The organism is Arthrobacter zhaoguopingii, assembly GCF_009828595.1.
Lineage (GTDB): Bacteria > Actinomycetota > Actinomycetes > Actinomycetales > Micrococcaceae > Arthrobacter_D > Arthrobacter_D zhaoguopingii.
The window spans coordinates 1-14402 of record NZ_WPNY01000027.1 but is presented as its reverse complement, the minus strand read 5'-3'; the positions used below and the strand labels follow the sequence as shown (position 1 = coordinate 14402).

Annotated in this window: 12 protein-coding genes and 2 pseudogenes; 7 read left to right on the top strand and 7 right to left on the bottom strand. The window is 63.1% G+C overall.

Going from position 1 to position 14402, the window contains the following annotated elements:
- The 4 genes and pseudogenes from GVV86_RS19040 to GVV86_RS18940 all read right to left on the bottom strand — a co-directional run.
- Positions 1-109 (bottom strand): annotated as a pseudogene (locus tag GVV86_RS19040) (SGNH/GDSL hydrolase family protein); the annotation flags it as partial.
- A gap of 1197 nt (positions 110-1306) precedes the next feature.
- Positions 1307-1930 (bottom strand): hypothetical protein, encoded by a 624-nt coding sequence (locus GVV86_RS18305; RefSeq protein WP_159803659.1) that lies wholly within the window; start codon positions 1928-1930, stop codon positions 1307-1309.
- A gap of 156 nt (positions 1931-2086) precedes the next feature.
- The gene (locus tag GVV86_RS18300; protein WP_159803658.1) at positions 2087-2953 is read right to left on the bottom strand and encodes a DUF2382 domain-containing protein; all 867 of its coding nucleotides are present in this window, start codon (positions 2951-2953) and stop codon (positions 2087-2089) included.
- 101 nt (positions 2954-3054) lie between these two features.
- Positions 3055-3399 (bottom strand): hypothetical protein, encoded by a 345-nt coding sequence (locus tag GVV86_RS18940; RefSeq protein ID WP_343206298.1) that lies wholly within the window; start codon positions 3397-3399, stop codon positions 3055-3057.
- A 79-nt stretch (positions 3400-3478) separates the two neighbouring features.
- Between GVV86_RS18940 and GVV86_RS19035 the strand changes: the two genes are divergently transcribed.
- Positions 3479-3748, top strand: a complete 270-nt coding sequence (locus tag GVV86_RS19035; protein WP_425483372.1) for an aldehyde dehydrogenase family protein — start codon at positions 3479-3481, stop codon at positions 3746-3748.
- Positions 3749-3850: 102 nt separating this feature from the next.
- Positions 3851-4009: a hypothetical protein gene (locus GVV86_RS19030; protein ID WP_425483373.1), complete on the top strand. Its 159-nt coding sequence runs from the start codon at positions 3851-3853 to the stop codon at positions 4007-4009.
- Between the two features lie 93 nt (positions 4010-4102).
- On the opposite strand, the gene GVV86_RS18290 is transcribed toward GVV86_RS19030, so the two are convergent.
- Positions 4103-7546 (bottom strand): phosphodiester glycosidase family protein, encoded by a 3444-nt coding sequence (locus GVV86_RS18290; protein WP_159803657.1) that lies wholly within the window; start codon positions 7544-7546, stop codon positions 4103-4105.
- A gap of 608 nt (positions 7547-8154) precedes the next feature.
- Between GVV86_RS18290 and GVV86_RS18285 the strand changes: the two genes are divergently transcribed.
- The 5 genes from GVV86_RS18285 (at position 8155) to GVV86_RS18265 (ending at position 13366) form a co-directional block, all read left to right on the top strand.
- Entirely contained in the window at positions 8155-8703 is a 549-nt protein-coding gene (locus GVV86_RS18285) for a small multidrug efflux protein (RefSeq protein ID WP_159803656.1), read from the top strand.
- A gap of 250 nt (positions 8704-8953) precedes the next feature.
- Positions 8954-9715 (top strand): MerR family transcriptional regulator, encoded by a 762-nt coding sequence (locus GVV86_RS18280; protein ID WP_159803655.1) that lies wholly within the window; start codon positions 8954-8956, stop codon positions 9713-9715.
- A gap of 343 nt (positions 9716-10058) precedes the next feature.
- The gene (locus GVV86_RS18275; protein WP_159803654.1) at positions 10059-11102 is read left to right on the top strand and encodes a CE1758 family FMN-dependent luciferase-like monooxygenase; all 1044 of its coding nucleotides are present in this window, start codon (positions 10059-10061) and stop codon (positions 11100-11102) included.
- Positions 11103-11577: 475 nt separating this feature from the next.
- Positions 11578-12312, top strand: coding sequence for a hypothetical protein (locus GVV86_RS18270; protein ID WP_159803653.1), 735 nt, complete (start codon positions 11578-11580; stop codon positions 12310-12312).
- Positions 12313-13030: 718 nt separating this feature from the next.
- A complete protein-coding gene (locus GVV86_RS18265) occupies positions 13031-13366 on the top strand; it encodes a TetR family transcriptional regulator C-terminal domain-containing protein (RefSeq protein ID WP_201291529.1) in 336 nt (111 codons plus the stop codon).
- Between the two features lie 386 nt (positions 13367-13752).
- Here the strand turns inward: GVV86_RS18265 and GVV86_RS18260 are convergent, their stop codons facing one another.
- Positions 13753-14148 (bottom strand): RidA family protein, encoded by a 396-nt coding sequence (locus tag GVV86_RS18260; RefSeq protein ID WP_159620686.1) that lies wholly within the window; start codon positions 14146-14148, stop codon positions 13753-13755.
- A 32-nt stretch (positions 14149-14180) separates the two neighbouring features.
- Positions 14181-14402: pseudogene (locus GVV86_RS18255) on the bottom strand (hypothetical protein); the annotation flags it as partial.

Below are 14402 nucleotides of genomic sequence, written 5' to 3'. Positions count from 1 at the left end.
TGCTATCGGTGCTTGGGTCACCGATGCCCTCGGTGAAGGAATCGCCCAGGGCGACGTAGCGCCGCCAAGGGTGCGGTACCGCGACGGCGACGGCCTCCGTGGAGGAGATGTCGGCCGGATGGACTGGCTGAATTTCGCTCACCTGTCCATCCTGCCAAGCCGGGACCGCCCAACGCGACCCTAGGTAGCCTCCTCGACCTGTATGTGACGCCTGCGCCCGGTGCAGCGCTTGGGCTACCCTCACCGGGCATTTTCTCCGGCGGGGTATACGCGACTGAACGGCACTAGGTTCAGGCACCTCAGGAAGTGTGGACACTGTCCACACTCCCTGCGAGGTCTGCTTCTGACGGTGATAAGTCAGAGAGGCTGTTCCGGAGACTTCGGATCACATTTTGCGGCTTCTGCCCCCGGCTTCTCGGATGCGGGCGAGGTACCAATGTCGTCTTCATCGTCGTAGTAGTACGTCGTCTGAACGGGTCGCTTTCCGCCGAGTGCATCTCGTTGACGCTCTGACTCCTGCGTGTGAGGTCCGCTTCGAATTCAGCGACCATGCCGAAAGCCTTGAGTAACTGCCGTCCGATGGGATCCGCTGGATGGGAGATCCACCGTGCATAACATCGAACGGGTCTTACGTACGTGCGCTTTGTCCAGGAAGCACGTCGCATCTGCGCAACGTGCTGGCGTGCACGGGAAGGGAACGGCTGATAGGACGTGTGGGGATCACCGGCTGGTACGGATCCGGATAAAGGTGACCAGGCGTCGACGTAACGATGAAGGGGTCCTCTGATGGGCAGGTTCGTCCAGTTCCTCACGGTCCCTGAGGTAGTGCTGATGTCTGGGGTGGAGGGCCAGTGACGTGCGGGCTCTGGTCGTCGGGAGACGAACTACGGAACGCATCTGATGGCGGTGCTGATCAGGCCGGTCACAGCCAAAAGCCCGCCCAGCGGGCGCCTGATCCCATCCTTTTGCAGGCCTGGACTCCCCCAACCGGTGATGCCGGGAAATCATCGGGGTCAGCTGTTCTGAGGTCTCACCAGGCTGTCTTCGTCCTCTTCGAGGGCGGGAGCTTCGGAAAGCTTCTCGAGAAAGGCTTCTGCCTGCCCGGAATCCCCCGCGGAAGGTTCATCAAGAACGTCCTGGTCGGCTGAGTCCTGTCCGGCGGGGGGTGTCGAGCTGTCTCGCGGGTCCGTGGTGGTTTCGTTTGGCATGATGCCTTACCTCAACAATCAAGTGGAGTGATGGAAGATGGCCGGGCCAGGCGCGCTGTGCTCACAATTACGCGCCCGGCCCGGCCTGGTGTATCGGATTAGGAGGTCAGCCCGGCCTGGTGGTCGATGCCGGCCTGGTCGACTTTGCGGTGGAAATGCATGCCGGCTTTGCCGCCAAGGATCGCCCCGATGAGGGGAACCAGGACGGCGATGGCCAGGGCGATGAGACCACTTGCGCTCAAAAGACTACCGTCGACGGGGATGCTGGGCGCTCCGCCGATGCGTGAGAGGACGTTGAACTGGTCTCCGGCGATTGCGGCGAGGATGGCCACAACGATGGCGATGATGATGCCCCACAGCCAGACTGCGAGGCCCTGCTTGACTCCGTCGAAGCGGGCCATACGGCCCGCTACGTAGCCACCACAGTAGTAGGCGAGGAACAAAATGAGTGCCAGCACGATGCCACTGACAATACCGACGGTTTCCGCGTTCTGCGTTGCCTGGTTGGCGGCTTCGCCGGCATCGGTGTTGTTCGCTGCTCCGACTCCCACGCCGATCGCGGTGGCCAAGGCGCTCAGGATGACCGTCATGCCGATCGCGGTGAGCCAACCAAAGAAGGCGGACCCGAACTTGATGCCGCCAAACTTTTCTTTCTGGGCATTGACGACGTCGTTGCGCCGGCCCTTGGGTGTGCTTGCTCCTGCGGTGTGGTCCTGTGCCATGACTCTCCTTGGAATGGTGTTTCGTATTCTTGTCCGGCACCGCGCTCGCAAGCCGGGTGACGGACATATTTGTGTCGTGCCCTTCGAAAGACCGCGCGCCGGTGCGTCAAAGGAACGTACCCGGGAGCCGGTGACGGCTCCCGGGGGTTCTGTCAACTAACGGCGGTCGGTCTTGCCTGGCTGGTCCGCGTCCAGCATTTCGATCTGTTCCTTACGGACTTCACCGGACACGGTTTCGTGGGCCTGGACCGTTTCCTTATTCAGGCGCACCCGCTCAACGGGAACGGCTTCCTTGTCGATGATGACGTTCTCCTCATGGAGGATGACTTCGTGCTCCTCTTCGCTGATCACAAGCCCGTCCATGGCGTTGCCCCGGTTGGCATCGGTGATGGGTTCGCGCTCAATGCGGACCTCTTCGCGCCGGACCGGAACCGTCTTGGTGACGTGTTCGGTCACCACATACTTGCGCAGGCGCACCCTGCCGGCTTCCCGGGTTTCGGTTCCGACCCGGAGCCGTTCCTCGGAGCGGGTCATCGCTTCATCGGTGGTCGGTCCGGAGGTGTCATAACCCACCGTCTTGCCGTCGCCTGAGCGGTCGATTCGCTCGTCGCCGTGCTGGAAACCGGGCTCGTAACCGGTGGTGGTCTTGCCTGTTCCCCTGACAGGGGACGCCGTTGTGGTGTTCGGGGTGGTGTTCTGCTGTCCGCCGGCCAGACCGTAGTGCCGGTACAGGGTGTCTTCTTCCTGGGGGCTGAGCGCACCGTCCGCTTCAATGCGGGGTGCACCCTTGACCTGGTCCTTGCTGTAGCGGACCTTGACATCGTTGCCGTCGGCGTTGGCGCCCTCAAGGGGAACGAAGGACTCGGAGGTGCCAAAGAGCCCCGTCTTCGCCGTGACCCAATTGGGATCCCCGGTGTGGTCATCCAGGTAGATCTGGCCGATGGAACCGATCTTGGTGCCCTGGGCGTCAACAACGTTGCCGCCCTTAGACAGGATGGTGTCGAGATTCTGCTGCGTGATCACGGTTTTTCCTTACATTGTGATTGTGATGAAGGCGAATCGGTGGAGCAGCGGGTACCTCAAGAGTTAAGAAGCTCATTGCAGCCCTGACTCCGCCCGGCCGATTACCGTGGCGCCGGGGCCGCGATTGGTCCGCCGGCCGATCGCTTCACTGTCACGGACAACTGATTATCAGCATGCTTACTACTCTGACCGCAGTGGCAGTCAAACGCAACTTCTGATTCTTTCGAGTGCGGTCGCGGATATGTGCACCGGCGCCGGCAGAATCCATGCAGCACGGGTACGGGAGCACACCGCATCGGAACTTGGGCTGCCCCTGCTGAATCGCGGCAGGCAGCGAATCGTGGAGCGCCAGGCAAAGGACGCGCAGCACCCATCGCGTGTCCTCCGATCGCGCGGGCGAGCAGCATCTTCGCTTCGCCGAGCGTCCAGGCTCGTGCTGCTGCGATTGCCGCACGAGGCCGGTCATCATCAGGGTTGAATTCTCGAAGAGCCCTAGAACATGTTCGGCGCAGCTAGCGGCCCACAATGCAAGAAGCTGATGATAGAAACCCGCCGCTCCCCCAAAATCATCCGCAATCCGGCCCGAACCGGCATCGGTACGGCCCAGTCCGAGACCCAAAGTGCGGACCCTGTCCACACCGCAAAACCCGCCTGCTGACCGCCAAGAATCCGGTGGGCCCGTGTCTGCTCATCACGCCCCGGAAATTCCCACGGGCCATGGCGGCCCGCACAATCACTCCCGCCATCGCCGCCGGCTGCGCAATGGTGCTCAAACCTGCAGATTTTACACCCTGACCTCCCCACTGTTCGCCGCCATCATGCAGGACGCAGGCCTGCCCGAAGGCGTCTTGAACCTCATCCTGCACCGCTGCCAACCCGTTCCTCGTCCACCAAGCCATCGCGGACGCGTTCACGGCGAATCTCGCCGTAACGATGGAGACGGTCACCGTCCGCCGTGGCACCGCGCCCACCTCCACACTGGGACCGCTGACCGACGCAGATGCCGTGCAAGGGTTCGCGAACTGTTCACCGATGCGGTGGCTTCCGGTGCCGTAGCCATTACCGGCGGCGCAACAGTCGATGGCCCCGGGTACACAGCACGGAAACGGACCCTGCCCTAAAGAGGCAGGGTCCGTTGTGTGCACTGATTTACCCGGTGATGGTGACCGGGGTGGTTTCGGTGACTCCGTTGACGGTGATCGAGAGGGTGCCCTCGCCGGCCCGCAACGCGGTCAGGGTGTTGGTTTCCGGGTCGTAGGCCGCAATGCTGCCTCCGGCTGCGTCCTCCGCTGCGCCGATGTGAATTCTCTCCGATGTCCAGTCCGCGCTCACCGGGTAGGCGACGGGAAAGGTCCGCCGTCCCTGGGTGACGTGGGCGTCGAGACTCACCGAGGTGCCGGCGGCCATGGTTCCCGGGTTGTCGATGGTGAGCTTGTCGACGTGGGGGCGCATCTCCACCTCCAGCCAGGGGTTCTCGCTGTCAGATTCCGGTGCGGAACGGTGGCGGGCCTTCAGCGGGGCTGGATCGGCGGAGGGGTTGATCCCCACCAACGACCACCCGGAGAATCCGCCCTCGGCAGGAGCCGTGGAGGGTGCCTTTCCTGCGTTTCCGTTGACAATATACGGGACGCCGTCGACGGAGTTTGCTGAGAAGGATCCAACGTGGGAGCCGATGTAGGCCGCGCCCTTACCGCTGGCGCGCCGGAACTGCGAAAGCCAGTCCTCAATTACGCCTACCTCAACGGAGCTTGAAAGCTGGCTGACCTTGATCGGACTGGGGTCGCGGGTGGGCATGTGGGTCAACACCACAACACCGTTGATGGCCGGGTTGTCCCTTGCGGTGTCCAGGGAGTCGCGGAGCATCTGCCACTGGTCGAAGCCACCGCCCAGAAGCCTGCCGGTCGAGGAATCCAGGAGCACAAACTGCGTGCCCTTGTGGACGAAGCTCTGGTGCGCCGGCCCGAATTCAGCTTCGAACGGATCTACTGTCCCGGGGCCGTAAATCTCGTGGTTGCCGGGAACGTAGTACCAGGGCTTCTTGTCTCCGATCTCCTCCTCGATGACCTTGCGTGCGAGGGCCAGGTCGTCAGGGAAGGCGGTGTCAATCCAGTCGCCGTTGATCACGATGAATTCCGGATCGGCCGCGAGTGCTTCCCGGAGAGTCCGCCGTGCTGCAGGGACCAGCGACTGATCCGATGCCGTGAACTGCGCGTCGGAGACGACGGCGAACGTGAAGTCTTCACCGTCGAGGGCCTGTCCGTCGGAGATGACGACGTCGTCGGCGACCTGCGCGGCGCCCGGGGTGTCGATGCTGGGTGCGACCTTGACCGTGATGTCATCGATCGCCACGGAGCCCGCGTATTTGGCGGTCGCCGCGGTTTCGATGATGCCGAAGCGGGTCAGCGTCATGGGGAAGGCAATGCCCTGTGGGACGTCGACCTCGACATACTGCCAGCCCGTCCAGGTGATGTGAGGCCCGTACAGCGGGTAGGAATTGCCCTTGTCATCGCGGAGGGAGAAGGACCACCACTGGCCCCTGCCGTCGCCCTTGACCCACAGGCCTATGGTCTGGGGCTGTCCTTCGATGAGGATGTTGGTCGGAGGTGCCGCGTTCGAGGTGCGCGTCGCCGTGGACTGGGTGAAGTCGTAGTTGATCTGCAGTGCGGTTCCGCCCTCCCGTCCCTGGGTGGGCGCAAGGGATCCGGTCGAGCGTGCCCCGGACCATTTCCAGGCCGCCGCGTCATCGAAGCCGGCGGCGATCCGGCTCTCAAGTCCCACAGAGACGGCCACATGGGAGACGACTCCCTTGACAGTGGCCGTGACAACGACGCCTGCGGAATCCGTTACGGGCTTCACCGAGAAGCCGCCCGCTGCGTTCGGCTCGATAGAGATCTTGGAGGAGTCGTACTCCAGTGTGACGTCGGCGGGGTCGATGGGTGCCTGGAAGCCGTCCGCGTCGTAGCCGACCAGACCGAACTCCCCTGCATCCGAGGCGTCCTTGAGGGACACCTTCTCCGCGGTGGGCCGCACGCGTTCAAGGTCCCCGAGGACGACCAGGGGAAGTTCGCCGGCGGCCCCGGCCGTCGAGGCCGTGACGGTGACATCTCCGCTGCGCCGTGCGGTGAATGTCCCGTCATTATCGATCTCTCCGACGGCCGCGGGGGTCGACCTGTATTTCGCGCCGGCGTCGACGGGCGCGTAGGTTTCGTCATGGGCCAGCGCGTCGAGCTCGCGGGTCAGTCCGGGAAAGACCCGGAGGGCGTTTTCATCGGCGTCGCCCGCCTCGGGGACCACTCGGAGTCCGGTCGGGCGTCCCGAGCCTTTCTCGGCGAACAGCGCCAGCCCGTTCGGGACGGCCCGCTGGTAACCGTCGGACGGCGTGTTTTCGAGATCGACCCCAGCCTTGCCGGCGTCGCGGGCCACGAGCGTCGAGGATCCCCCGCCGTCCAGGTTCAGGGCGGTATCGGCTCCCATCTCCTTCATGAAGGATCCCAGTTCCTCCAGGGACATCCCCCGGCTGTCGGCCATCCGGCCATCGAGGGTCACGAGGAACATCGTGGAGCGGTCCTTGCTGAACCCGACCGCGGTGCGGGGATGCACGCTCTTGTCGCCCTGGGGAAGCACTTCCCCTCCCCGAAGGAGCGGCTGGCTGCCACCGATGGCCACCGCCATCTCACCGGCGGAGCTCTTCAATCCGTAGGACACCGTGACCTTGTCCCCGACCTTCAGCCCGGAGAGCGCCTTGGCGCCATTCTCGCGTCCGACCAAGGCGATGGTGTTCTCCTTGAGCGTGCCCTCACCCGGCGTCGGTGAAATCCGTGTCACCACGCCGTCCGTGACCAACACCTCGACCTTTGCGGCGACGCCCGTCGTCGCCCGATCGCGCGAATAGGCACCCCAGAGGGACGTATACGCCCCAATGTCGTTGGCGGCCAGGACATTCTGGTTCAAGCCCTTGAGGGGAAGGGTAGCTGTCGGGGTGACGATGCTTCCCTCCAGAAGCATCTCGGTCATCTGGGCGAGCCCGTTCGTGTCAACGCCGACGGCGTTCGGCCAACCCGGGTTGGGGCCCTTCACAACGCCCTTGGTGCGTCCGAGCACCGCGCCGAGGGCGGAACCGGAGTTGTTGATGTCAAAGAAGTCGCCGTTGACCCCGGCAACCCCGCCCGCCTTCTCGACATGGTTCTCCAGCGGCCCCGGAGCGGTGACGGACCCACCGTCCACGTAATCAAGGCTCAACCCGGGGGTACCCAGCTTGGCGGTGAGGACATCTCCGCGCATGAACCCGGCGGAGTCGAGCCATTCAAACGATCTCAGGTCCAGACCGGGAGCAACGGGGCGCTCTTCCTCCTCGAGGAGTATGCGTCCGGGCCCTGCAGGTTCCTTCAGCAGCATCCCCGAATCATTAAGGTTGGAGCTGGCTGCTGGGCCGCGGCCCTGGGCGCTGTCAGCGCCCTCCTGGACGGGCACGGATTCATTGTCGAGGACGCCGCTCACCGGACGCAGAGCAGCAGATGCCGGATGCGCACCGGCGAGCAGCACCATCGGGACGACGATGCCGGAAAGTAAAGCTCGGTTATATGTAGGTTTCACGGACCCACCGTCCCAGCCGAACCGGAACGAAAAATGACCGAATCACAACGACGCGGTGAACCGACAGCAACCACCGCCTTCCGGCGCTTAGCTCAGCGCGGCATCGCAGACACGCCGGAACCAGACAGCCTGGGGGTGTCATCCGGCTCCGGATGGGACTGCCCCGAGCTCGCTTGACTCCTGACCATACGGGACTGGCAGTACGTCACCCGCAAGCCAGTCCCCACCGCAAATCTGACCATTCACCTCGAGTTCGCGGCCTCCGTCTGCCACTTCGCTCGTAACGACTTAGTCCGGAATGGACTACCAAAGAAGAAGAATGGACGACCAAAGCTTCCCTTCAAGATCAGGACAGTTCTAGTGCGGTAATCCATTACAAGTACGCGTAACTGGCAGACGATTGCGTGGTGCATCCACTAGCTGTCCCGTTGAAGCGGGGAGTCCGACACCGTCCGCGGCTTGTGCGACGTGGGTTTGGTCACATGCCCTTGACCCTGTTGTTGGCACAGGGTCTTCAATGACGACATCAGAACATTCAGGGCCCTCACATGAGGGCCCGACCAGGCCGGCGAGGGAACTCCCGGCCGGGAAACATCAAGGAGATTAGCATGTCTGCTTTATCTGAAGGCCTTCAGGACTTCGTGAATCAGGTCCCGGAGGTGCTGCAGCCGCTGGGTGTGGGCCTTGTCGGGATGATCCCCTATGTCGAGGGCGAGGGCTCGGCGGCCCTGGGCATCATCGCGGGAGTCAACCCGATCGTTGCAGGGATCGCCGGCGCCGTGGGCAATTTCCTCAGCGTCCTCGTGGTGGTGCTGCTGAGCTCGCGTGCCCGCCAGATGGTCGTCGCGCGGCGGGCAGGCGCCAGCGGACCCGACGGCGGCACCGTCCAGACGCTCGAGGCCCCGGGACCGGCCCCGCGGTCGGCCCGGCAGGCCAAGGGCCAAACCCGCCTGCGGGGATGGCTGACCAGGTTCGGCGTGCCGGGGGCAAGCCTGCTGGCGCCGCTGGCCCTTCCCACCCAGCTCACCGCAGCGTTCTTCATCGCCTCAGGGGTCGGCAGGCAGCGGGTGCTTGTGTGGCAGGCCATCGCCATCATCCTATGGACCGCCGCCGTCGCCGCGGCCGCAACCGGAGTCCTGGGCCTGCTCGGCTGGTAAAGAGTTCCGTGACCTCCTCACCTGTTTCGGGCCGGCAGGCACCCGGAACTCACCAGCGGCCCGGGCCCGGTCACCGAGGCGGTCCGCTCGATCATCCCGGACCCGCCCCCGTCGGGGGCACCCCCCTCCCATGAGCGGGTGGCGAAAACCTGATGAGACCATGGTGTCCAAGCACTCGGACACCCGATCACGAACCCCCGGCGGGGCGATATCCACCCGCCGAAGGGCAATCAAGGAAAGAGGACCAGGAATGGGATGGAGCACACGGGAAATCGCGGATCTGGCCGGGACCACCGTGAACACGGTCCGTCACTATCACCAGGTCGGCCTTCTCGAGCAGCCGGACCGGATGTCCAACGGCTATAAGCAATACCAGGTCAGACACCTCGTCCGCCTCCTGAAAATCCGGCGCCTGCGCGACCTCGGGGTCCCCTTGGACCAGATCGATCAGGTCGCCGTCGACGGCGATTCGTCGACCGAGGCCCTGCGGGCCATCGACGGCGACCTGCGGTTGAGCATCGAACGCCTCCAGCGCGCCCGGGCCGAAATCCAGGCCATCCTCCACGGCTCGACCGTCACCGACGTTCCCCCAGGATTCGAGGACGTTGCCGCCGGCATGTCCGAAGCCAACCGGTCCCTGATGCTGATCTACTCCCAGCTCTACGACAAAGATGCGATGAATGACCTGCGCCACATGGTCGAAGCGGACACCGATAAGGCAAGCGCGGAACTCGACGCGCTGCCCCCCGACGCGGAGGAAAGTCAGCGCCAGGACCTCGCCGAACGCTACGCACCCACGCTGGCCAAGACACTCAAGGACTACCCCTGGGTGAGGGACCCCGAAAGCCACGTCACCAAAAGCGCCGGAGTGACCCAGGCCACCATGACCGAGGCCGTCCAGGCACTCTACAATCCCGCACAAAGAGACGTCATCACCCGTGCCAGCATCATCGCCCAAAAGCTTCTGCGCGCCGCAGAACCCCCGGCGGAAGGCCAAGAGCCCACCCCCTAAGCCCGGCTGAAGCGACGCGCCACCCGCGCGCGGGCGGCCGGAAACTTGCTCCAAACAGCGCAACACCCTTCCCGTTTCAGTCGTCCTCAGCCGGCAGTCCTGACCGGTAGTTCTTGAACGATTACTCCTCGACTAGGGGTCGCGGGATGGGCGATGAGGGTCGGGAATAGAACGCCCACCATTACAGTTGACACGTCACGTACTTATCGGTCGGCGAAAGAACCAGTGCACGCAGCGTCCGTTGCACTGTCCGGGCGACGAAACACCAAGTGCTCGATAGGTATAGAAGCTCGTGCGCTCTAGCTGATGGACCCACAATGTAGATGAAAGAGAAGTGGTAACCGTGGAAATTGGAATCTTCGGCGTCGGCGAAATCCTGGCCGATCCGACTACGGGAGAAACCCCCAGCGAAACGGAACGCATTCTCGGACTGGGTCGCATCGCAGAGCACGCCGAGGATATCGGGATGGACGTCTTCGCGATCGGCGAGCACCACAACCCACCATTCATCTCAAGCTCGGACAGCACACTGCTGGCGTACGTGGCCGGAATGACGAAGAGGATCAAGCTCTCGACATCCACCACGCTGATCACGACAAACGACCCGGTCAAGATCGCCGAAGATTTCGCGACCCTGCAGCACATTGCCGGTGATCGAGTAGACATCATGCTCGGGCGCGGCAATACCGCCGAGGTCTATCCCTGGTTCGGAAAAGACATCCGTCAGGGCATTCCCCTCGCAGTCGAGAACTACGCGCTGTTGCGTAAGCTCTGGCGGGAGGAGAAGGTTTCCTGGAGCGGCCAGTTCCGCACCCCGCTGCTCGAGTTCACTTCAATGCCCCGGCCTCTGAACGGAATACCGCCCTTTGTGTGGCACGGGTCTATCAGAAGCCCCGAAATTGCTGAGCAAGCCGCGCACTATGCAGATGGTTTCTTCGTGAACAATCTGTTCATGCCGGTCTCCTACTTCAAGGAGTATGTCGACTTCTACCGCCGGCGCTTCTCGGAAAACGGACACGGTCGACCTGAGGACGCGATTGTCGGCGCTGGTGGGGCAATTTTCGTCAGGCCGTCATCGCAGGCGGCCTTCAAAGAATTCTCCCCCTACTACTACTCGCACCCGGTCATGTCGAGCGCCGGCAGACTCGAGACAGCAGCCCAAAAAACTGGCTTGGCAGTCGGAAGCCCTCAGGAAGTCATTGAGCATGTCCTGACCTTCCGGGAGTCGTTCGGCCCCTACCAGCGGCAGCTTTTCGCGATTGACTTCGGCGGGGTGCCCGAGCGCAAGGTTCACGAACAACTTGAGCTGATCGGCTCCTCCGTCCTGCCGACGCTGCGCAAAGAACTGGAAAGCCCTACAGCCGATCGCCTAACGGCCCACGACTGAGCTGGCGCAGTCCTGGGTGGAACTCCCGCAGGCCAGGGCAGGTAAAGCACATCATCGAGCGGCGATTTGCACGACCCGAATCTCCTGGCAGGGCTCGGCCTCGATCCAGGTGATGCCGCCGCCGACTGGCAGGAGCCAGGAGCCGAAGGCCGTGTGCCGCCTTCCCGGGCGGTACACGACGCTTTGGAGCGTCGCGGCGCATATGGTTTGATCGACCTGTCCCGCAAGCGGTCCGGACTGTGGCATCTCACCCTCTTCTCCTGGAGCCATGCCGGCTCCCCCACCGTCCGCGACAGCCCGGCATCCCACTGAGGGATCATCCGGGGCTCAAGGTCTTGGCTGGGCGGACCTGTCATCAAGAAATGATTGACGAGCAGGTTCACAAGCTTCGACGACGATACGTAGGCCACGAGTGGACTTCCGTCCGCATCGGCTGCTCGGGGGCACTGGCCTTAGGCCGCGTGGAATCACGGACTTGTACCTGGAAGTGGGAACCCTGACCAAGCAGCACGACACCGGGCTTGGGCTGGCTAATCCCGGCACCTGGACGAACAACGAGCCGCAGGAGCCTGCGGCCGTTTCCCGCGGGGCGACAGGTCAGCCCTCAGACCATCAAGCCAAGGATGTGAGAAGGTGCAGGTCAAGGTGCGCGGGATCCGAGGCAGTAGCAACGGATTCGCGGCGTATTGATGAAGGCGTATTGGGGGATGTTGTGAGGGAAAAACCAAAAGATCTGAGCGCGGTCAAGGCAGAGGAAGAAGGCTTGCCGGCTCATGCAGGCAAGCTATCCTTCAAGGCCCTGCAAACGGTGAATGTGCTGCTCTTTGCGGGGGGCCTATTCCTTATCATTGCGGTCACTATCAATCTCGGATTTACAATTGCCAGCTATGAGGCTCAGGGCCATTCTGCCGACGGAGACGTCACCAGGGGCCCGGCTTTGGTCATCATCACTGGGCTGATGACAGCCGTCCTTGCCGCCGTTGCGTTCTCCTCGCTGCGAATCGGGCAGCGGTGGGCATGCTGGATTGATGTTCTAATCTGGTCGGCAGGCTGGTTGCCCGCCGCGATCAACCTGAATAGCTATATCAGGGGTTTCGGGTACGAGATCTCCAGCCTCGTGTGCTTCCTCGGTGTCCTTCTCGCGGTTGTGACCTACTTCCAAATGTCCCCGAAAAAGGTGCCGCCCCGGTCCTTGGACGCATCCTCATAGTCCCCATGGGGCGATCATGTGCGCCGGATCAATTCGACGGCCCGGACGTCCCTTGGCTTGAGAGGCGTACTGCGGGTACATCCCGGGCCGCCACTTCGGACAGCACACGCCGCACCGAAGGTGGCTCAGCCGTGCCAAGTGCCGTGTGCTTCAATTTCCGGATGGACGGACCAACAAATGATGGCAGGAATCTGATGATCGGTGACGGTCACTGATATCACGACAGGACTGCTCCTCTTCCGGGTCAAGCTGCTCCCACTCAGCGCCCGGTTCATCCCCGTCGGCGGCCGACGAGCGAAGACCCCCTCGCAGGAGGAAGGGAGCCGGTGGCCCTAAATGGTTGCTACAGCACTGGTTATTCGCGTGTAGCGGTTAAGGCACTTAACCGGGCATTTTCCCGGGCGGGGTGAACGCGACTCTACGGTCTTGGGTTCTATGAGGGATTTTCGGTGGCCGTCGGGCCGGGAAGCTCCACTACGGAGAGCGGCGGCAGCGGCGCATAGTCCGGTCAAAGGAGCTTACTTTTGCTTGGTCATCATCGGAGGATAGGCCACTGGGTGCCCTGAGGGATCGACATATGCAATGGCATACTGCCATGCAGAGATTTCGGTCTCGGACGTCGTTTGATGACCAGGAGCCCTACCTCAGTCAACTCACCTCTCGCTCCGCCTGGATAGCCTGGCGCGACCTGATCGTCAGAACATACCGGGATCAAGGCTTGCACTGCCCCCTGGCCGTGCTCATAGCCGACATCGGGCGGTACAGTCCTGACGCTCAAGCAGTTTCAGCTCACCTGGTCACGAGGTGGCAGCAATCGCTTCGCTCGGGCATCGAATCTACCCAGGCAGCCGGCGAAGCCGACCCCGACCTGAATCCCGAACTCACAGCAGCAGCAATCATCGCCGCCATCGAGGGAGGCATGACCATCCTGCTCTCCACCGGATCAGCCGAGCACCTCGAGGCCGGCCTGAACTTCTGCCTCGACAGACTTCTCGTTGAACCACCACTTAAGTCCCATACCGCAACCAGGGCGGACCTGACTGCATCCGTCTGAAAGCCTTCTCGAGTCCAACCTAGGTCCAACCCGTCGAGTCGATCGATGCCTGTCGCCTTACCACCACTGGTAGCGGATCACCTTCGACGGCGTACTCCACTAGCAGCGATGTCGTCGTGGTCTTTGTGCGCGAAAGGATGAACACGACCAACAAGTCACGAAGCGGCCCAGTGAACGCGAACTCGGCGAGAGGTAGGGATGTCCCAGTCATGCTCCCACTGTTGCACTTCACCCAGCCGAGCTTCACTCCACGGTGAAGGGATCCCTTGAACCGTCTATGCGGCGGCGTTGACGTGACTACCCCGCCTTTCAGTCTTCAGCACCGTGGCTGCGGTGTAGTAGGGAGGGATGGCAGCGGGGCTGTCCCTCTCTCGGGTGCGCTGGCCTCAGGGGCGCTCGATCACGGCGGTGGCCTGTATCTCGATGCGCAGACCGGAGAGGACGAAGTCGATTCCTCCGAGAATGGCGGTCGGCGCGAAGTTCTCGTCCATGAGTTCGTGGCAGATGTCGATGAATTCGAACGCATCGCGGGCATCGGCCAGGTAGACCGTCAGATTGACGATGTTGGCCAGGTTCGTGCCGGCGGCCTCCAGAGCCAGTCCGACGTTGCGCAGGGCCTGGCGGGCCTGGGCGCCGAACTCGGGCGACACGATGTTGTAGTCCTTATCGACCCCGGTCTGCCCGGCGACGAACGCGAAATCGCCGGCCGTGACGCACTGCAGGTAGGCGTACTTGCGGGAGTCGCCGAGCCCAGGGACCTCGATGTTGGTTTTAGTGATCATGACCGTGCTCCGGTTCTTCGGTTGTGAACGTCTCAGCGGACAGCGGCCGGGTCGGCCAGGAGCGTCTCGGTGACGTAGGCCCGGGCCTTGACGAGTGCCTGCTCACGCTCCTCGTCGCTGAGGCGTGCGGGCGCGTGAGTGACGAAGGGCTGCACCACGTCGTACCCGACGAACTCGAACATCCCGCGGCGGACGTGGTAGAGGAAGTCATCGAGCCCGCCGTAGCCGCCGGGCGCGGAGGCCGCGCCGGGCGC